The organism is Arthrobacter sp. AK01, assembly GCF_021109375.1.
Classification (GTDB): domain Bacteria; phylum Actinomycetota; class Actinomycetes; order Actinomycetales; family Micrococcaceae; genus Arthrobacter.
This window is the reverse complement of record NZ_JAJOHP010000006.1, coordinates 1-18,282: the sequence shown is the minus strand read 5'-3', so window position 1 is coordinate 18,282 and position 18,282 is coordinate 1. Positions and strand designations below refer to the sequence as shown.

The window sequence follows — 18,282 nt, the reverse complement described above, 5'->3', positions numbered from 1 at the left end:
GGTTCAAGATTACGCGCCGAACTCCACTGACTCCGTGGTCCAGGCGCGGGCCTGCCCGCTGAGGGTGACGCCCAGTCCGGGGCGGTCCGGGACGATCATGCGGCCGTTCTTGGTCTCCAGGCGTTCCTCGAACAGGGGGTCCAGCCAGTCGAAGTGCTCCACCCAGGGCTCACGCGGGTAAGCGGCAGCCAAGTGGAGGTGGATTTCCATGGCGAAGTGCGGTGCCAGGCCGAGTCCGCGTTCATCCGCCAGGGCCGCGAGCCGCAGGAACTGGGTGATACCGCCAACGCGCGGAGCATCCGGCTGGATGATGTCGCAGCTGTTGGCGTTGATGAGGCCCTTGTGTTCCGCGACGGACGCGAGCATCTCACCGGTGGCGATGGGCGTATCCAGGACCTGGGCCAGGTGCGCGTGGCCTTCGAAGTCGTAGGCGTCCAAAGGTTCTTCGATCCAGACGAGGTTGAATTCCTCGAGCTGGCGGCCCATTCGCAGCGCTGTGGCGCGGTCCCATTGCTGGTTTGCGTCCACCATGAGCGGGACGTCCCAGCCGATGTGCTCGCGGACTCCGGCCACCCGGCGCAGGTCCTCCTTGGAGTCGGGCAGGCCAACCTTGATCTTGATGCCGCCGATGCCGTCGTTGATGGACTGAGTGGCGCGTTCCTTGACCTCTTCCAGGGTGGCGTTGAGGAAGCCGCCTGAGGTGTTGTAGGTCTGCACGGAGTCGCGGTAGGAACCCAACAGCTTGGCAAGGGGGAGCCCGGCACGCTTGGCCTTGAGGTCGTAGAGCGCGATGTCGATGGCCGCCAGGGCCTGGGTTGCCACGCCGGACCGGCCCACGGAGGCACCGGCCCAGAGGAGCTTGGTATAGATCTTGCCGATGTCATTGGGATCCTCGCCGATGATGCCCTCTGCGACTTCCTTGGCATAGGCGTACTGCGCGGGCCCGCCAGCGCGCTTGGAGTAGCTGAAGCCGATGCCGCTGTGGCCCTGTTCCGTGGTGATCTCGGCGAACAGGAACACCACTTCGGTCATGGGCTTCTGCCTGCCGGTGAAGACTTTCGCATCGCTGATGGGTACGGTGAGGGGCAAACGTGCCGTGGACAGCTTGACGTGGCGGATCAGATCTACGGTGCTCATGGTTCTCCTCGTGGGTGCGGCATCCTTGCCTGCCACTTAGGATACAAGTTATGCACTTGTACTACAAGAGTGTGGGGGTTGTGGTGGCGACTGCCGAGGCTTCGCAGACCCATCTGTTCCCCGGGGCCGTTCTCGTTATGGCCGGGAGGGGCCCTTCGATTTGAGGAAAGTGGTCCGGGGCTTTCGTCCGTGCCAGCGGACGCGGCTGCCCCACAACTAAGGAAGTGGGACACGAGGCGATCAGTGAACGGCTGCTTTAGGCAAAGCCTCCGGCTGTTTTGCCCTAAATCTGTTGTGGACGAAGGCCAGCATGATCGCGGCGAAGCCGAGAAGGCATGAGCCGACGAGCGCGGGGGACTGGACGGAGGTGCCCACCAGTGCTGCTCCGCCGGCGGATCCGGCGGCGATTCCTGCGTTGAACGCGACTACTGCGGCTCCGGAGGCCATGGTCTGGTTTCCGCGCGAGCGGTCGAGGATTTCTGACTGCATGAGTGTGGGTAGCAAACCGAAGCACGTTCCTGCCATGGCTGCAGTTGTGAACACCAGGACGGGTCCTGCGAGCAGGGCGGCACCAGCGAGGATGACAGCTTCGGCAACCATGACGATAAACGCTCGTTGCAGTCGTCTTTTCCCGGCCAGGCGCCCGGAGAGTGCTGTCGCGATGATGACGGCTCCTCCGTAAACCGCAAGGACAAGGGACGGTTGGGTTCCCGCGTGGGTGGCCATGGGTGCGAGGAACGTGTAGTACGAGAAGTGTCCAGCCAGTGCCACGGCAAGGATGAGAGCTATGGGCACAAAACTGCCCTTGGATCCTGCCTTCGTGGCGAGCTCTGCCTGTGGAGGACTTGGTTGTGGTCGGGGCGCGCAGATCATGGCTGCGAAGACGCCGCAGGACGCCAAGGCAAGGGGGATCCGCCAGTCGATGGAGCTTAGCGCCTCAGCAGCCGGTACGCCGAGGGCGAGGGCACAGCCGTTACCCAGGAGTACCCTGGCGGTTGCTTTGCCGGTGTTGGTTGGTGAGGCCGCGGCTGCCAGGGCCAGGACCAAGGGGAAGAACGCGCCGTGGGCGGCTCCTTGGATTGTTCGGAGGACCAGATAAGTGGACATGTCAGGGGCAGCGCTGGTGGCGAGGCCTAGGACTGCGAAGATGCCGGCGGTGAGGATTGCTGTCTTGCGGAGATTGAATCGTTGGGCCAGGGCTGAAAGCGGAAGCGCAAACAGTGCGGTGCTGAAGGCGTAGAGACTCGAACCGGCGGCGGCTGTTCCAATGTCTGAACCAAAGGCCCTGGCGATGTGTTCCAGCGCACCGGTGGGGGCCATCTCGACTGTGACGGCAAAAAAGAGTGCGAAGGGCAGGGCCCAGGCGGTGAGCTGCCCTGCCCTTCGCGTTTCAGATGGCACGTTCACTTTCGGGTAGCTCGGGAACTCTGGGCGGGAGGTTGCTGGTGACCGTCTGAGGGTAGGTCCTGACGCTTAGCAGGATAGTTTCCGTCTCGGCCCGCAGCGTTCCCTGCTCTTGAGCTGGCGCAAGCAGCACGGACCCCGCTGACAGCTTCCTGCCTTCGATATCCGCCTGACCGGAGAGAATGATGAACGCTTCGTGCACGCCTTGCTCGCCCAGGGCCAGGCTTTGCTGAGGGGCCAGCCTCCAGTGCTCGATGGCTTCCGTTTCGCTGTGAAGCATTCCGCGGCGGATCAAGCAGCTCCAGTAATCTGCCGGGTCCGGTGTGGTGATGATCATGAGCCGGGGGTCCTGAGCTCTACGGCAAACAATTCCACGTTGGAGGTTGCTGTCAGCACGGCAGGCGATCCGTTGGGCACCAGGAACGATGCTGGTGCATCGATGGTGGCGGTCGTGTCAGCGAATGAAAGTGTGGCACTGCCGGTGTTCAGGAAGCCAGCGATTTCGGCGCCGGGCTTTCCGAGCTTCATGTTTTGTTCTGGAGTGAGGGTGTGCCGTTCGATGGCGGCCAATGGCCCGTCAAAGGTCCCTTGTGTGTCGACGCTGGGGGTTGCATGGAGGTCATGGATCCGGGCAGGCATGGGCGGCCTTTCTGTGCGGTGGCTGCCTTCGAGGCAGCTCTGGGTGTGTGGTGTGAGGGTTTCAATGACCCACCAGTTCAGCGTCGTCGAGCCGGTGTTTCGCAGGCCGTGGGTGTTCCCCGGTGTCGTCAAGGCGAGGGTCCCGGGGCTGACCTTATGCGCTGTGCCATTAAGGAAAAACTCACCCGTTCCCTCCAGAATCAAATAGATTTCCTCGGTACGCGTGTGGCGGTGTTCACCGCTGACCCCACCCGGCGGGAGAGTAGCCCATTCCACGGCTTCTGTCGCTGATTCGAGCTCGCGTCGGGTATAGAAGGCCTTCCATCCGGTGGTGCCTGCGGCGCCGTGGACGCCAAGGACCGTGGCGTGGCCGTTGGGGGTGCGGGGCCGTGGAGGCGCTTTGGTGGGGGTGTTCATGCCGCCGACCTTTCCAGGTCCCTGTTATCGGCGCCGGTGAGGATGTTTAGTGCTGCTTCGATGTCGAGGGGTGTGAGGTCGTTGACGAAGATAGCCGCGCCGATCCCGGTGGGCAGAGGCAGGCGCTGGAGTCCATTGCGGTGGCGGGTTGTATCGATGAGTGCCTGGACCAGGACATCGACACTCATGGAGGGGTGGGTGACAGGCAAACCAAGTGTGCGCATGACCCTGAATATCCGGCTGGCTTCGTCCGGGGTTACCAGACCCCGGTGGACGCTGATGGCGGTGGTGAGGGCCATGTCCAGGCAGACGGCTTCACCGTGAAGCAGTTCAGGTAAGGCGGTCATTTCCACGGTGGGGGAGAAAGTGTGGCCGTAGTCGACCAAACGTTCCAGGGTCTGTTCCCAGAGGTTGGGTTCCAGCTCTTCCAGCATCCCGCTGATGGCTTTGTCGATGATTTGTTGTTGGGCCTCGGTGTGCTGTTGGAACCGGCCGGCCAGTGCAGCCGCGCCGTGCTCTTCGAGCAGGGCGAACAGTTCTTCGTCCTTAACCAGAGCGATTTTGAGAATCTCCGCGAGTCCGTTGGAGACGTGGCGCTGCTCGAGGGAGCTGAGGAAGGAGGTGTCGAGGAGGTTGCGGGACGCGGCGAAGTAGGTGCCGATTTTGTTTTTGCCGGTCTGGAAGTTCACTCCGGTCTTGACTCCGACGCTTGCATCAACGATTCCGATCAGAGTGGTGGGGACTCTGACGAAAGGGGTGTTGCGGCGGTAAATGCTGCAGGCGAATCCTACGATGTCGGTGAGGACTCCGCCCCCGATGGCGATCACGGGTTCACGACGGCGGTCGAGCTTGAAGGTTTCGATGGCTTCGAGGACGGTTTCTACTGCGCTCCAGCGTTTGTTCGTTTCGCCATGGGGCAATACCAGGATCTTGTATTCGGAGAGGTTCGCTGCGGCGTAGGCGCGGATCCTCTCGCCGTAGAGATCATTGACGGTGGTGTCGGTGACGATGAGTCGTCGTGAGCCGTGCTCTCCATCGACCAAAGTCGGGTTGGCCGGGTCAAGGATGTCAAAGGTGGTTTCTACCCGGTATTGGACGTCCTGCTGGGCGGAGACGGTCCATGCGCGGTTGATGGTAGTCATTTCAGGCCTCTCGGGAGATGGTGGGTCGTGCGGAGAAGGGGTTGCGGGAACGCAGTGCGTTGTTGGCCGGGACTTCAACCAGCCGCCAGAGCAGGTAGGCGCAGCCGAGGCTGAGCACGAAGGCGGCAAGAATGGTTAAGGCTGCCGGCAAGGGCTGCAGCGCCGCCGACCCGACGATGGAGCGGGTCAGGGTCAGGACGATGTCGTGGACCATGTAGAACGCGAAGGACAATTCGCCCAGGCGGACCGCTGCGGGGGAAGCGAAGATCCCCGGTGGGGAGGTATCTTGCGCTGCGGCGATGACAAGCAGCAGCACGGGGATGACGTAGGCGGCGTCCATTTGCCAGGTAATGGGGAGGAAGAGGGACCCCCCGTAGCCGAGCGCCGCAACCAGAAGGGCTGGCCCCAGCGGGATGGTAGGCAGGATTCTCTCGCGGACGGCCCGGGCTGCGAGCATGCCCAGGGCGAATTCGAGGAGCCTGACCGGTGGCAGTGCGTAGACGGCCCAGATTTGTGGGATGGATGCGCCGAACAGTGGCGATTGGGCATGGTTGGGACCGAAGAGTTCTCCGGCGGGGAGCAGCCCGGCGGCCAGCGGTGCCAGAGTGATCAGTCCTATCAGTGCGGTGCCGATGAGGAGGAGGCCGTGCCGTGGGATGCGGTTCACCAGTGGCAGCACAAAAGGGAACGCGACGTAGAAGAAAAGTTCGGCTGAGAGCGACCAGCTGGGGTGGTTGATGCTGAAGAAGGCGGTGTCGGCCGGTATCCAGGCGTGGATCAGCAGGAGGTTGGCGACCGCTTCACCGATCGTGGAGGCCCCGAGCCCTCCGATGGCCAGAGCGAGGAAGAAGGTCACGGCATGGTTCGGGACGATCTTGGCGATTCGTCGCCAGATGAACCGTCCGGGAGTGTCCCCGGCGCGGGCAGACCACATGAGGACGAACCCGGAGAGAATGAAGAAGAACGTGACGCCGAACCATCCACCGTTCTTGAGGATGAACTGCAGCGGTTCAACTATGTCCGAATCGCCGAGGTAAAAGCGACTCAGGCTGATGTGGAAGGCGAAAACGAGCAGCGCGGCGTAGAAGCGGAGTCCCGTCAGGGCGTCAAGGCGGCGTGCAGTTACCGGAAGCGTGCCGGTTGGTTCAGGCAAGAGGGATGCTTTGGGCATGGGAGAACACTCCCTTCGGGTCGTAGGCGGCGCGTGCGCGTTTGAGGCGTGGCAGGTTGCCCTTGTAGTAAAGGTCGAACGAAGTTAGTCCGGAGGTGTTCCAGGCGCTGTCGTCCAGGTCCGTGTCTGCGTAATTTACGAAGGCACCATCTGCTGTGGAGTTCAGGGGAGGGACTCCGCCGGTGGAGGCGAACATGCCCTGGTAGGTGTTGCGGGTCCAGGTGACGTTGGCTTTGTCATCTTCGGGGTTGTCCCAGATGGAGACCACTTGGAATTTGATGATGGAGTCCCGTTGGGGGACGGCTGTCGCGTCCGGGGCGACGCTGTTAACGGCACCTCCGTAGGAGGCAATCATCAGCAGCGCTCCCGGGTTGGCGATCCTTGGATCGTTCAGGCCGCGGTAGGCAGCGGCGATCGCCTCGGGTGTGAATGTACGACGCAGGTACGCTGACTTACCTTTGAACCGGCGGGTGGAGTCGGGTCCGGTGAACCCGGTCCATTGCGTGGCCTGCATCCACGGCACGATTCGGCGCTGGGTGACCTTCGCCGCGGGCACTCCCTCCGACACGGCTGTCAGGTAGCGGTCCAGGACACCTTCAGCATCAGGGGTTGCTGCGTCAACGATGGTGTCCATGGTGATAAAACCGTTGGAACGGTGCCAGGTTTTCAGTTGGGCGAAAAGGTTTGCTTCCGGGGTTCCGGGGGCTGCGTTTCTTTCGTGCCATTGGCCGTGGTTGTTCAGCAGCCGGGTAAATGCTGCTTCATCGATGTCAGCCCAGGACCAGGACACAGTGCTGAGCCAGACATGACGCGGAGGTGAAGGCAAGGCCTTTTCCGGCCGGTTCTCCGTGGCTGAGGGGCTGCGAAGCCAGTACCGGGTCGCGATGCCAAAGTTCCCGCCCCCACCGCCCGTGTAGGCCCACCACAGTTCGTGGTGTCGGTCCTTCGGGTCCCGGGTGCCGCGACTGATCGCGACGGAACCGTCCTTGCGGACGTGAACGGCTTCAACGGCGAGGAGGTGGTCAACGACGAGGCCGTCGCGGCGGTTCATTGATCCGTAACCGCCGCCGGCGATGTGGCCGCCGGCAGCAACAGTGGGGCAGTTCCCTGCGGGAACGTAGACGCCCCATTGCTTGTAGAGCAGTTGATAGACCAGCCCGAGTTGCGCGCCGGCTCCTACCTCGAAGGCATTCATCTCCGGGTCCCAGCGGACTTGGTCCATGGCGGAAAGGTCGATGATGGATTTCACGGCCGGGTTGGCGACGAATCCTTCGTAGCAGTGCCCTCCGCTGCGGGCAGAAGGACGCAGTCCCAGCCGCAGGACGGCGCGAAGTTCTTCGGCGACCTCGGCTGCCGTGCGTGGGAAGGCGATGCGCTCGGCTTCACCTTTCCACCTCAGGTTCGTGCCTTGTTGCAGGTCATCGAACTGTTCGGAGACAGAGGTGATGACTTGATAGCCCCTGGTACGGGTTTGGGGCTCGGCGGCTTGGGCGCGCGCTGGCACACCGCTCAGGGCGATAGCGCCCAGCAGTGCGCCGCTTGCGCTGAGCATCGACCGGCGGGAGGCGGTGTGGCTCAAGAGAACGCTCCGATCGCGATGGGGGTCCGGAGCGCAGCAGCGTCCCTTTCATAGGGCAGGGTGCCGTCGGGCATGTTGATGATCTCGAGTTGGAGCCCGAATGGAGAGTTGAGGTACACCCACCTGTCTCCTGCGATGGGTCCGTCAATGATGGTCTCGGGTTCACCCAAAGTGGTGTAGCCGCTGATGTTCCGAATGGAGTTGACCGTCTTGTCCACGTGGTCGGCGTGGAACGCTACGTGATGGCCGCCCAGGTCGCTGTTGGCTGGCCGGGGTGAAGGAGAGTTCCCATGGAGTACTGCGACTGGCAGTCCATGGTCGCTGGCGAAGAGGTAACCGGTGGCCCCGAATGCGGTGGTGGCCTCCTGTTGGCTGAAACCGAGCGTGGATGTGAGTTCGTGCTGGGCCGTCGCGAAGTCGTACCGGCTCAGCGCAACTGCTCCGAGGAGACGCTGCACTGGTCTGTACTGGATTGCCAGATTGATCCCGGAAGGCAGTGCTACCTCATACCCGTTGATCGGGTGCTCGATGGGGCGGACTGTCGCGTTCTCGTTGTAAAGCCTGGCGATCACGCGGTCAGGGTTCGGGGTCTGGAAAATGAGGAAGAAGCTGCCCGCCGCTCCCGGAGGAGTGTCCCAGGAGCGGCGTTCGGCGCCGACGTATTCGAAAAGTTCGAGGTTGATACCGCGAACATTCATTGCGGCCACCGTCAATGAGCAGGTTCCCCGGGCTCCCAGTTTCGCCGCCATCCAACCGGGTTCCCGATCAGTGATCGGGCCCTCTACGTAGCAGACCTCAGCGCCAAGGGCGTTCCGAAGGTCGTGGATCGCTTGGCGAAGCGATCTGATAGTGAGACCGAAATGGTCAATGCCACGAATTTGGGCACTGTTCATGATTCCCCCTGGATGTGATGCGAGTCAGGCCTAGGTTGGGCCCTGTGCGGATGTGACGCTTCAGGACGCGGTAAGCGTCCAGATAGTGCGGTGTGTTAGAGGTTGGTGCCGCCGGTGGCGTCGATCTTCTGCCCCGTGATCCAACGCGCTTCGTCGGAGGCAAGGAAAGTCACGATGCTCGCAATATCGTCGGGCTGGCCCACGCGGCCCAGGGCACTGCTGGCAGCTACCCCGGCCTGGGCTTCTTCGTTGCCGCGGAGCCAACCAGCATTGATGTCGGTGTCAACGACACCCGGGGCGACCGAGTTCACGGTGATTTCCCTGGGCCCGAGGTGTTTGGCGAGGGTCAGGGTGAAGGCTTCAATGGCGCCCTTAGTGAGGGCGTATCCAATGATTTCCGGGAAAGCTATGCGGGTGACGCCGGAGGAGATGTTGATGATGCGTCCCCCGTCTGCGATCCGGGGCAGCCCTTCCTTGACGATGAAGTAGGGCGCATTGACGTTGATGGCCTGCTGGGTAAGGAAATCTTCCCGGCTAAAGTCCTCGATGGCCCCCCGCAAGGTGACCCCGGCATTGTTCACGAGAACGTGAATGGGCTGGTTCAAGACACCGGCTTCGGCAGCGGCTTTGTCATAGGAGGCCCAAAAATCCTGGGCCGCGGTATCGGTCCCGAGATCTGCCTGGAAAGGGAAAGCCTTTCCTCCGGCGGCTTCGATGGAGGCCGCTACTTCCGCAGCCGCCTTCCCGTCCTGTCCGTAGTGGACAGCAATAGTCAAGCCTGCGGTGGCAAGGCGGGAGGAGATTGCCGCGCCGATCCCTCGGCTGGCTCCAGTCACGACGGCGATGTGGTCTTTGTGTGTTTCGCTCATGAATGAGATACTTACATACGTTTAGCGATCACTACAAGAAAGATTTCGAAAACATATGTGTGGCGCTGACCACATTATGAAAAACCACTCTCGTGGAGGCGGCGGGAATAGATGCCTGCTGCTGGGGGCTCTTCTTGAGAGGAACGACGAGAGGACGACGATGTCAGGAAAAGCAGGCCAAGGGCGGAAATTCAATATCGATGATGCCTTGGAAGCCGCCACTTTGGTCTTCTGGGACAGCGGATACGAGGGCACCTCACTTGCGGAGCTCACGAAGGCCATGGGCATCAATCCGCCCAGCCTTTATAAGGCCTTTGGCTCCAAGGAAGACCTCTTCTTCTCCGTTGTGGATCACTACAACGCCACCCACGGAAGCTTCATGTCCATCGCCTTCGCAGAAGAAGACTCCGGGCTGAAACTTATGCGGCGGCTGCTCATGGAAGCCGCCGACCACTACCCGTCCAAGACGTTCCCGGGCGGCTGTCTGGTGATCAGCTCCGCCGTCGCGGTGACCTCCGCGAACCGCCACGTCGCAGAACGGCTGTCCAAAATGCGCAACGACAACATCCTGGCCATGGCAGAGGCGCTGACCGGGGATCGCGAAGCAGGCCGGATCCCCCAAAGCACCGACACCCATGCAATGGCAGCCTTCGTCGGAGCGACACTACAAGGAATGAGCCAGCAAGCCCGCGACGGCGCCAGCAAAGAGGACCTCCTCCGCATCGCCCACTACGCCATCGCCGCTATCGGGGCCTGACAAACGACACGGCCGGACACAATGAAGACCAAGTTCAGGCCGCCGTGGTGCAACAGGGGCGGGGCAGCCAATCCAACCCACCATCGCTCCGAAGAACTCCGGCAATAGGCGAATGGAAAAAGCCGGTCAGCGCCCGTTGGACGGTGGCCCTCAACTTCGGTGGGAGCGTCTACGACCCGCACGATCCGGTGGGAAAGCTGCTGTTCAACGTCTGGGCATGGTGGCCGAGTTCGAAGCCACATGCACCACCGATTCCACAGCCTCGAACCAAAGGCAACTACCCCCGCAGCGCCCCGAACCCCGTAATCAGCGCCTCAAGTCCCAAGCTGAACGCGACGTCAGTCGGGCGCGCATGCCGTTCAAGAGCCAACCGGTCCACAGCGGCCGTGAAATTGGGGACCCGATCGGCGAGGCTGCCGGCGTCGAAGATGTCATCCGGCGCGGTGACGTCGTAGGCCGCCCCGAAAACAAATGCCTCCAAAGCGACGATTGCCGAGATGATTTTCTCTTCCGGGAACCCGGCGTCGCGGAAGCCTGCGGTCACGGCCTCGTACATCGCCAAAGTCTTGGGCGCATTTGCCACCGGAAGTACTGCAATGACAGGGATCAGCGGCGTATGCTCCGAGAAAACGTCGCGGTAGGACCAGGCCCAGCGACGTACAGCGGCATCCCACGGCTCCACCCCGAAAGCAGTCACATCCACCATTGCTGCCAAGTGGTCCTCCACCAACAGCAAAACGTCATCCTTGGAGGCCACATGGTTGTAGAGGGCGGAAGGCGCGACGCCGAGGGAGCGTGCCAGGGCAGCCATGGTGAGTCCGTCGTAACCCTTGCTGCTGATCAACTCAAGCGCCGCCGTCGTGATGCCGTCCTGGTCAAGGATCGCCGCAGTCGGCCTGCCGGCGCGGCGGCGTACCGGGCCGGCGGAAGTGGCCGAAGGGGCGGGGGTCGGTTCGGGCATCGGAGGCCTTTCTGCTGCCTGTGTCCCCAGCATTATTCCACCGGGCCTTCACACCGGCCGACTCCAACGCTAGTATGGATATAAATGAACGCCATTCATTTACTGGTCAGCCACCACGGACGGCCACGGAGAGGACATCATGCAGAATCTTGATCGCGACGTTGTGATCGTCGGTGCCGGGCCGTCAGGGTTGACGGCGGCACGCGAATTGAAAAAGGCCGGACTCAGCGTTGCTGTGCTCGAAGCACGCGACCGCGTGGGCGGCCGCACCTGGACCGACACCATCGACGGTGCAATGCTGGAGATCGGCGGCCAATGGGTTTCTCCGGACCAGACGGTCCTCATGGAGCTGCTGGACGAGCTCGGACTGAAAATGTACTCGCGCTACCGCGACGGTGAGTCGGTCTACATTGGCGAAGACGGCAAGCGCACGCAGTACACCGGTGACACTTTCCCGGTGAACGAGACCACCAAAGCCGAGATGGATAAGCTCGTCGCCATCCTGGACGGACTCGCCGCCGAGATTGGACCGACCGAGCCCTGGGCACACCCCAAGGCCCGGGAGCTGGACACCATCTCCTTCCACCACTGGCTCCGCCAGAACTCCAACGACGAGGAAGCCTGCAACAACATTGGCCTCTTCATCGCCGGTGGCATGCTCACCAAGCCTGCACACGCATTCTCCGCACTCCAGGCAGTGCTCATGGCCGCCTCCGCCGGATCCTTCAGCCACCTGACCGACGAAGACTTCATCCTGGACAAGCGCGTCATCGGCGGCATGCAGCAGGTTTCGCTGCTGCAGGCAGCCGAGCTGGGGGATGACGTCATCCTCAACAGCCCGGTTCGCACCATCAAGTGGTCCGACAACAACGTCACGGTCATCTCAGAACAGGCAACTGTCAACGCGCGCTTTGTGATCATGGCTGTGCCGCCGAACCTGTACTCCCGCGTCTCGTTCGATCCGCCGCTCCCGCGCCGCCAGCACCAGATGCACCAGCACCAGTCGCTGGGCCTGGTCATCAAGGTCCACGCCGTCTACGACACTCCGTTCTGGCGTGAAGAAGGACTGTCCGGCACGGGCTTCAGCGCAGGCGCGCTGGTCCAGGAGGTCTACGACAACACCAACCACGGCGATTCCCGCGGCACCTTGGTGGGCTTCGTGTCCGACGAAAAGGCCGACGCCGTGTTCGAGCTCAGTGCCGAGGACCGCAAGAAGGCCATCCTTGAGTCCATCGCCGGTTTCCTGGGCGACAAGGCCCTCACCCCGGAGGTCTACTACGAGTCCGACTGGGGCTCAGAGGAATGGACCCGCGGCGCCTACGCTTCCAGCTACGATCTGGGCGGCCTGCACCGCTACGGCAAGGACCAGCACGCGAACGTGGGACCGATCTACTGGTCCTCGTCCGACCTCGCCGCCGAAGGTTACCAGCACGTGGATGGCGCAGTCCGCATGGGACAGGCAACTGCCGCCCGCATTGTTGAGGCCAACAAGCTGACTGCTGTACCTGTCGCCTAACGCGATCAGCGCCAAAACCGGCAGGCCGGGGGAGCTCCATCCCCGGCCTGCCGGCTCCACTGTTTAAGCACCAAGCCGGTTTCAGCACCACCAGGAAAGGACCACCATGCGCTACGTAGTGGGCTACACCGCCAATGCGAGGGGGCACGACGCCGTTCACCTTGCCGTCGCGCTGGCCCGGAACCACGATGTCAGCCTGGACCTGGTCCTGGTGGTCCCGGAAGACTCCCCATTCAACGCCGTCTACCCGCCTGAGGCCGGCTACAACGACATCCTCAACGAGCAAGCACAGCGCTGGCTGGACGAGGGACTCGCGCTGGTTCCGGACGACGTCACTGCACGCGCCCACATCCGCCGCGGCGATTCAGAGGCGCAGGCCTTGATCGATGCCGCCGTGGAAATGGACGCCGCGGTGCTGGTGATTGGCGCCACCAACAGCGGTCTTTTCAAGCGCTTCACGATCGGTTCCGTGGCGGGTTCGCTGCTCCACTCGTCGCCCGTTCCGGTCGCTTTGGCGCCCCAGGGTTACCACCGCACCGAGCCGATCACCCGCTTGAGCTGCGGTTTCGGGACGCGCCCGGGCGCTGACGAACTGCTCGACGTCGCCGTCGAGTCAGCCCGCGACCGGGGCCTCCCGCTGCGGCTCGTCTCCCTGTTGGCGCTCGACGGCGGTAACTCGCCGGGGTTGGCCGACGCCGCCTGGGTGCATGCCGCCGACCGGCTTGCCGCCGTCGGAAGTTCCGGTTCCGCCGACGCGACCGGTTCCGCTGACGCGGCAGATGTGCCTGAACCGGAGATCGTCGTCGCGCAGGGCCGCACCATCGAAGAAGCCGTTGACCGACTCGACTGGGAAGACGGCGAAATCCTGCTGATCGGATCCAGCCGCCTGGCCCAGCAGCGGGCCACCTTCCTGGGCACCACCGCAAACCGGATCCTGCGCGCCCTTCCCGTTCCCATGATCGTGGTCCCCCGCGACTACACGCGACAAAGCTCCTAGAAATCGCCTGAGAGGCAAAACCATGTCAACTGCACCAAAGACGGTCCAGTCGAAAGAATCGTCCCTAAGTGAAAAGGGGCTGAAAGCCGGATCGGTGGGCCTGATCGGCGCCGTCGTGATCGGCGTTTCCTGCATCGCACCCGCCTATACCCTTACCGCGGCCCTTGGCCCTACCGTGTCCGAAGTTGGCGTGCACCTGCCTGCCATCTTCCTGGTGGGATTCATCCCGATGTTGCTGGTGGCACTTGGCTACCGCGAACTGAACAACGCAATGCCCGACGCCGGCACCTCCTTCACGTGGGCGACGCGCGCCTTTGGTCCTTGGATTGGTTGGATGGGTGGCTGGGGGCTGATCGCGGCCACGATCATTGTGCTCTCCAACCTGGCGGCCGTGGCGGTGGACTTCTTCTACTTGATGCTCGCCCAGATTTTCAGCAACCCGGAGTTGGGTGAGCTCAGCAAGATCCTGCCGCTGAACATCGCCACCACGCTGGTGTTCATTGCCTTGGCCTGTTGGATTTCCTACCGCGGCATGGAAACCACCAAAGGCGTGCAGTATGTCCTGGTGGCCTTCCAACTGTTGGTCTTGGGCTGGTTCGCGGTGTCAGCATTCGCACACGTGGCAAACGGGACGGCTTTCGATGCCACCGCTATCTCGCCCGACTGGTTCAACCCCTTCGCCGTCGACTCGTTCTCGTCGTTCGCCGCGGGTGTATCGCTCTCGATCTTCATTTACTGGGGCTGGGACGTCACCCTTACCATGAACGAGGAAACCAAGAATCCCGAGAAGACCCCGGGCCGCGCAGCGACCATCACCGTGCTGGTCATCGTGATCATCTACATGACTGTCGCGCTGGCCACCCTGTCCTTCGCCGGTGTTGGCGAGACGGGGCTGGGTGCCGGCAACCCGGAGAACCAGTCCAGCATCTTCGCCGTGCTGGCAGGTCCGGTGATGGGCCCGTTCGCGATCCTCATGTCGCTGGCCATCCTGAGCAGCTCGGCCGCATCGTTGCAGTCGACGTTCGTTTCCCCCGCCCGCACCATGCTGGCCATGGGCCACTACCGCGCCATCTCGCCCAAGTTCGGCAAGATCAGCCCCACCTACAAGTCGCCCAGCTTCGCCACGATCGCCGCCGCGATTGCCGCTGCCGCCTTCTATGTGATCACCCGGACCGTCTCCGAGAATGCACTGTGGGACACCATCACCGCCCTGGGCATGATGATCTGCTTCTACTACGGCATCACCGCGCTGGCCTGCGTCTGGTTCTTCCGGGCCGAGGCTTTCCGCGGTGCGCGGGCGTTCTTCTTCAAGTTCCTTGCACCGCTCGTTGGCGGTGTGATCCTGCTGGTCATGTTCGTGAAGACGGCTCTCGATTCCATGGACCCGGAGTACGGCTCGGGCTCGTCCGTGGGCGGCGTGGGCCTGGTGTTCGTCCTGGGAATGGGCGTGATCCTGCTGGGCGTAGTGGTCATGCTGGTGATGTACCGGCTGCGGCCCGAGTTCTTCAAGGGCAAGGTGCTGACCCGGGCCTAACCTCCCGGGAAATGGACGCGGCGAATGCGAGCACGGCCGCGGAGAAGTCCAGCACGTCCGGCGCTGCCCGCTGGCCGTGACCGCCGCGGTCCTCGTGGAGCAGCCAAGCCCGGCCCCCGCGTCCGCGGATTCCGGTAACAACCTCGACGGCGGCACTGTTGTCCACGCGTTCGTCCCGCCCCAGGAGGCAGCACAGGAGGGGCGGTAGCGCGGTGGCGGAGTTGAGTCTGCCCAGCACGTGTACCGGCGAATAGGCTGCCCGATCATGGTCAGAGCACTCCCCGTCGGCGCCAAACTCGTGCAGCCATTGTTTCCCCAATCCATGGCGGTGAAGGTCCACGGTGTCCAGCAATGGAGCCACAGCCACCACTCCGCCGAATGAGGAGGGGGACAGGAGGGCTGCTGCCGTGACCACCAGGCCACCATGTGAGGCCCCGAAGGCCACGGTCTGGGCGGGCGTGGTCCACTGGGTATCGGCGAGGTAGCCGGCCACGTCAATGAGGTCCAGGATGGTCCGCATCTTCCGTGGACCCCGGCCCGCCTCATGCCAGTCCCGGCCCATTTCCCCGCCCCCACGTAATTGCGCAGCCACGTACACCCCGCCGCTCTCCAGCCACGCCGGCACGCTGGGTTCGGCCTCGGTCCTGTGCGTGACGCCGAAACCGCCGTAGCACGTGAGAATCAGGGGCAGTGGCCGCACCGGGAAGCCGTCTGGCCCAAGGTCTGAAGCCCGTGCGGAGATGACCAGGGGAATCTCGACGCCGTCACTCGCCAGGGCTGTGACCCCGCGGTGGACGATGTGGCGAGGGGAGTCTCTGGAGTTGTTGTTCGAGGGCGCCGGTTCGTCCACACAGAAGACCCCCGATGGACGTTCCGGGGAGGCCGTCTGGATCCAGAGATCAGTGGCATCTGCACGGGGTTGGGCGGCGAACGATGACACGTATTCTGCTGGGGATAGACGGTAGACCGGGCGGCTATCCAGCGTGACTGTAGTGCCGTGGTGGTCGGAGACCAGTTCTACACGGTTCCCGCAATCGGCTGCAGCCACGGTACGCCAGGCCCCGGACTCCAACTCCCACTCTTTGGTGCCGGTCCTTGGGTTCTTCGCCGCGAGCCGCAGATTCGCCCCGGCGCGCGTCAGCGCGAGACGGCTGCCCGTGGTGTCGCCAAGATCCGCCGGCAGCGGGAGCTCCTGTAAGTGATCTGAGCCGAGCGGGCAGCGCATGATCTTGTGGGATGGTGGCATGCCGGTCAAAACCCAGATTCCGCGCCCGTCTGGCTCCCAAACGGGCGCTGCGTACCAAGCCGTCGCCCCTGGGATGTGGACGGGTTGGGTCCCGGCAGCGAGGATCCAGGTTTCCGCCAGTTCGCTGGTGGAGGTGCTCAGCAAGGCTGCGATGCGCGTTCCGTCAGGGGAGATGGTGAATCCGCGGACGATGGTGCCCGGTGGCGTGGGGAGCCGGACACCGGGCGGAGCGGCCACCTCCAAGTGGGCCCGGCGAACATTCCAGGCATCCCGAAGCCCGGCCTCGGGTGCCAGATGCAAGGACGCAAACGCTTCGCCAGGCCCCCGCCAGAGAAAGGCCGCCTGTCCGCCGGCGAACTGGGGGAGCCCTTGGCGGGGTGTGGAGTCCCAGCGTTCCAGGAGGGAACGGAAATGCGGCCGAAGTCCCATGCCCGGAACAGCTTCCTCGATGGTGCTCATCGGCCCACCGTGTCGCCCGGCACCGCGTCCACAGCAGAGAGCCAGGCGAGGTGGCCGCCGTCGTGCAGGGGACTGCCCAAGGTGATGGTGCGCAGAGGGCTACCGGCCGCTGACGTGTCAACTACGTGAAGTTCGCCGTGCCCACCGCGGGTCACGGCGACCAGTTCCGAGGACGGCGAAGCGGCAATGGCTCGCCGTTCGGCGTTGTCCCAGGGTTCATGGCCGGGCCGTGGGGCGCCGTCCATGCGAGGGAGGTCCCACGTGCCCCGTAGCGTTGGAGAGCCCGCCTCCAGCGGTCCAAGGTGGTGCACCGAAAGCTCGTCACCCTCCGGATGGACGCGGGCGGTCGCGATGCCGGTGGCAGTCAGCGCGAAGCGGAAGACCAACCCGTGGCCCAGCGGTGTGGTCCGCGTCAGCCCGGTATCCACGTGGTGCACCCACAAAGTGTTGCCCCATTGCGCCCAGCCCCTGGGCTCCCCGCCGCCGTGGCGAAGAACGGCCACCAGGACACGCCGCCGCGGGCAGAAGCGCAGGAAGTAGGCGCGGCCGGGAGCATCCCACGCGATAACGCCAAGGGCCTCCGGCTGCGGCTTGCGGACGTCGAAGCGTTCCAGGCCCTGGCCCGTGGCCACGAACATGGTGCCCGTGACGGGATCCAAGGCGTCCCCATGGCCGTCGGGGGAGGCCTCGGCCCGCAGACCTTGCAGGGGCGGGCAGTGCACTCCTTCGGCCAGGATCCGCTGCACGCTGAAGGATTCGATGCCGCCGGGTTCACGGTGGCGGACGACGGCGGCAGGCCCCTCTGGCGTTTTGCCCACCACAACGCCAGGCTCCCCCGCCCTGGTGCGGATGCGGCGTGAGGTGGGTCCGCCGTCGGACTCCAGGTCCACAACCGTGAGGAGATCGCTCCAAGGTTCCCATGAGACACCAAGCCCGGTGGTGACGGCAATGAAGCGGCCCGACGGGTCGCAGGCCAGGTGCTCACCCGGGATGGCTACGGGAATGGTGCGGGGCGGGGTGTTGGTGAATGCATCGGCAATGACCAGGGCACCTCCGGCGTCATCAACGAACGCGCATCGTCCGCCTCCCAACGGCAGGAATCCGGCGTGCTCCGCCAGGACCACGGAGTCCAGGCGGTGCTGGACTGCCCCGGTGACCGGATTCAGGAACTGTACGTTGCCCGCTTTTTGGTCGGCGACAACCAAAACTTCGGAGTTCATGGGCTCTCCCTTTCGCCTAATTTGAGAATGGTTCTCATTAACTATAGTGTGACGTTGTCGCCGCAACAGCGGAGGCAACCACCACCACCGAAAGGAGACCAACCATGGAAAAGACCACGGTTCTGGTTGAAGTTGAAGAGACCGAGCAGCTGGCACACCTGTCGGCAACACACTCGAATGCACTGGTCGAGAACCCGTTCGACTAGTCACTAAGCCAGGGGGGGGGGGGGGGGGGGGGGGGGGCCCCCCCCCCCCGCCCCCCCCCCCCCCGGAGGGGGGGACACACCCCCGGCAAGCGAGAGGACAACACCACCGCCGGGGGGGGCGGGGTGGGGGGCGCG

Annotated in this window: 17 protein-coding genes and 1 pseudogene; 6 read left to right on the top strand and 12 right to left on the bottom strand. The window is 63.6% G+C overall.

Translation table 11 applies throughout. The features are described from left to right. Positions 1-9 precede the first annotated feature (9 nt). The 9 genes from LN996_RS03290 to LN996_RS03250 all read right to left on the bottom strand — a co-directional run bounded on the left by LN996_RS03290 (position 10) and on the right by LN996_RS03250 (position 9,251). On the bottom strand, positions 10-1,137 hold the full coding sequence (locus LN996_RS03290) for a mandelate racemase/muconate lactonizing enzyme family protein (protein ID WP_231338762.1): 1,128 nt from the start codon (positions 1,135-1,137) through the stop codon (positions 10-12). A gap of 240 nt (positions 1,138-1,377) precedes the next feature. Continuing rightward, positions 1,378-2,538 (bottom strand): MFS transporter, encoded by a 1,161-nt coding sequence (locus LN996_RS03285; RefSeq protein ID WP_231338761.1) that lies wholly within the window; start codon positions 2,536-2,538, stop codon positions 1,378-1,380. Next, on the bottom strand, positions 2,528-2,878 hold the full coding sequence (locus LN996_RS03280; protein ID WP_231338760.1) for a hypothetical protein: 351 nt from the start codon (positions 2,876-2,878) through the stop codon (positions 2,528-2,530). The genes LN996_RS03285 and LN996_RS03280 overlap by 11 nt, the downstream gene beginning before the upstream one ends. After that, entirely contained in the window at positions 2,875-3,597 is a 723-nt protein-coding gene (locus LN996_RS03275) for a cupin domain-containing protein (protein WP_231338759.1), read from the bottom strand. Before LN996_RS03275 ends, LN996_RS03280 begins: the two co-directional genes overlap by 4 nt. After that, positions 3,594-4,739 (bottom strand): sedoheptulose 7-phosphate cyclase, encoded by a 1,146-nt coding sequence (locus tag LN996_RS03270; RefSeq protein ID WP_231338758.1) that lies wholly within the window; start codon positions 4,737-4,739, stop codon positions 3,594-3,596. Before LN996_RS03270 ends, LN996_RS03275 begins: the two co-directional genes overlap by 4 nt. 1 nt (position 4,740) lies before the next feature. Further along, the gene (locus LN996_RS03265; RefSeq protein WP_231338757.1) at positions 4,741-5,910 is read right to left on the bottom strand and encodes an acyltransferase; all 1,170 of its coding nucleotides are present in this window, start codon (positions 5,908-5,910) and stop codon (positions 4,741-4,743) included. Beyond that, on the bottom strand, positions 5,885-7,489 hold the full coding sequence (locus tag LN996_RS03260) for an FAD-binding oxidoreductase (protein ID WP_231338756.1): 1,605 nt from the start codon (positions 7,487-7,489) through the stop codon (positions 5,885-5,887). The genes LN996_RS03265 and LN996_RS03260 overlap by 26 nt, the downstream gene beginning before the upstream one ends. Continuing rightward, positions 7,486-8,382, bottom strand: coding sequence for a hypothetical protein (locus LN996_RS03255; protein ID WP_231338755.1), 897 nt, complete (start codon positions 8,380-8,382; stop codon positions 7,486-7,488). The genes LN996_RS03260 and LN996_RS03255 overlap by 4 nt, the downstream gene beginning before the upstream one ends. Positions 8,383-8,477: 95 nt before the next feature. Next, a complete protein-coding gene (locus tag LN996_RS03250) occupies positions 8,478-9,251 on the bottom strand; it encodes an SDR family oxidoreductase (RefSeq protein ID WP_231338754.1) in 774 nt (257 codons plus the stop codon). Between the two features lie 160 nt (positions 9,252-9,411). On the opposite strand from LN996_RS03250, the gene LN996_RS03245 reads away from it, so the two are divergent. Further along, positions 9,412-10,008 (top strand): TetR/AcrR family transcriptional regulator, encoded by a 597-nt coding sequence (locus tag LN996_RS03245; RefSeq protein WP_231338753.1) that lies wholly within the window; start codon positions 9,412-9,414, stop codon positions 10,006-10,008. A gap of 143 nt (positions 10,009-10,151) precedes the next feature. Continuing rightward, positions 10,152-10,246 (top strand): annotated as a pseudogene (locus LN996_RS23860) (recombinase family protein); the annotation flags it as partial. Between the two features lie 39 nt (positions 10,247-10,285). Here the strand turns inward: LN996_RS23860 and LN996_RS03240 are convergent. Beyond that, positions 10,286-11,002, bottom strand: a complete 717-nt coding sequence (locus tag LN996_RS03240) for a TetR/AcrR family transcriptional regulator (RefSeq protein WP_231338752.1) — start codon at positions 11,000-11,002, stop codon at positions 10,286-10,288. A 64-nt stretch (positions 11,003-11,066) separates the two neighbouring features. On the opposite strand from LN996_RS03240, the gene LN996_RS03235 reads away from it, so the two are divergent. The 3 genes from LN996_RS03235 (at position 11,067) to LN996_RS03225 (ending at position 15,016) form a co-directional block, all read left to right on the top strand. Next, positions 11,067-12,485, top strand: a complete 1,419-nt coding sequence (locus LN996_RS03235; RefSeq protein ID WP_308102694.1) for an NAD(P)/FAD-dependent oxidoreductase — start codon at positions 11,067-11,069, stop codon at positions 12,483-12,485. Between the two features lie 106 nt (positions 12,486-12,591). Then, positions 12,592-13,482: a universal stress protein gene (locus LN996_RS03230; RefSeq protein ID WP_231338750.1), complete on the top strand. Its 891-nt coding sequence runs from the start codon at positions 12,592-12,594 to the stop codon at positions 13,480-13,482. A 22-nt stretch (positions 13,483-13,504) separates the two neighbouring features. Continuing rightward, a complete protein-coding gene (locus LN996_RS03225) occupies positions 13,505-15,016 on the top strand; it encodes an APC family permease (protein WP_231338749.1) in 1,512 nt (503 codons plus the stop codon). Here the strand turns inward: LN996_RS03225 and LN996_RS03220 are convergent. Continuing rightward, a complete protein-coding gene (locus LN996_RS03220) occupies positions 14,988-16,721 on the bottom strand; it encodes a prolyl oligopeptidase family serine peptidase (protein WP_231338748.1) in 1,734 nt (577 codons plus the stop codon). The genes LN996_RS03225 and LN996_RS03220 overlap by 29 nt on opposite strands. Then, positions 16,718-17,941, bottom strand: coding sequence for a YncE family protein (locus LN996_RS03215; RefSeq protein WP_231338747.1), 1,224 nt, complete (start codon positions 17,939-17,941; stop codon positions 16,718-16,720). Before LN996_RS03215 ends, LN996_RS03220 begins: the two co-directional genes overlap by 4 nt. A 104-nt stretch (positions 17,942-18,045) precedes the next feature. Here LN996_RS03215 and amiA point away from each other — a divergent pair, with 104 nt between their 5' ends. Then, a complete protein-coding gene (amiA, locus tag LN996_RS23620) occupies positions 18,046-18,147 on the top strand; it encodes a streptamidine family RiPP (RefSeq protein ID WP_242703463.1) in 102 nt (33 codons plus the stop codon). Positions 18,148-18,282: the final 135 nt, after the last annotated feature.

Bases quoted from the DNA above. Each gene is read 5' to 3' on its own strand.
- LN996_RS03290 (WP_231338762.1), bottom strand. From the start codon at position 1,137: ATGAGCACCGTAGATCTGATCCGCCACGTCAAGCTGTCCACGGCACGT.
- LN996_RS03280 (WP_231338760.1), bottom strand. From the start codon at position 2,878: ATGATCATCACCACACCGGACCCGGCAGATTACTGGAGCTGCTTGATC.
- LN996_RS03275 (WP_231338759.1), bottom strand. From the start codon at position 3,597: ATGAACACCCCCACCAAAGCGCCTCCACGGCCCCGCACCCCCAACGGC.
- LN996_RS03270 (WP_231338758.1), bottom strand. From the start codon at position 4,739: ATGACTACCATCAACCGCGCATGGACCGTCTCCGCCCAGCAGGACGTC.
- LN996_RS03265 (WP_231338757.1), bottom strand. From the start codon at position 5,910: ATGCCCAAAGCATCCCTCTTGCCTGAACCAACCGGCACGCTTCCGGTA.
- LN996_RS03255 (WP_231338755.1), bottom strand. From the start codon at position 8,382: ATGAACAGTGCCCAAATTCGTGGCATTGACCATTTCGGTCTCACTATC.
- LN996_RS03250 (WP_231338754.1), bottom strand. From the start codon at position 9,251: ATGAGCGAAACACACAAAGACCACATCGCCGTCGTGACTGGAGCCAGC.
- LN996_RS03245 (WP_231338753.1), top strand. From the start codon at position 9,412: ATGTCAGGAAAAGCAGGCCAAGGGCGGAAATTCAATATCGATGATGCC.
- LN996_RS03240 (WP_231338752.1), bottom strand. From the start codon at position 11,002: ATGCTGGGGACACAGGCAGCAGAAAGGCCTCCGATGCCCGAACCGACC.
- LN996_RS03230 (WP_231338750.1), top strand. From the start codon at position 12,592: ATGCGCTACGTAGTGGGCTACACCGCCAATGCGAGGGGGCACGACGCC.
- LN996_RS03225 (WP_231338749.1), top strand. From the start codon at position 13,505: ATGTCAACTGCACCAAAGACGGTCCAGTCGAAAGAATCGTCCCTAAGT.
- LN996_RS03220 (WP_231338748.1), bottom strand. From the start codon at position 16,721: ATGAGCACCATCGAGGAAGCTGTTCCGGGCATGGGACTTCGGCCGCAT.
- LN996_RS03215 (WP_231338747.1), bottom strand. From the start codon at position 17,941: ATGAACTCCGAAGTTTTGGTTGTCGCCGACCAAAAAGCGGGCAACGTA.
- amiA (WP_242703463.1), top strand. From the start codon at position 18,046: ATGGAAAAGACCACGGTTCTGGTTGAAGTTGAAGAGACCGAGCAGCTG.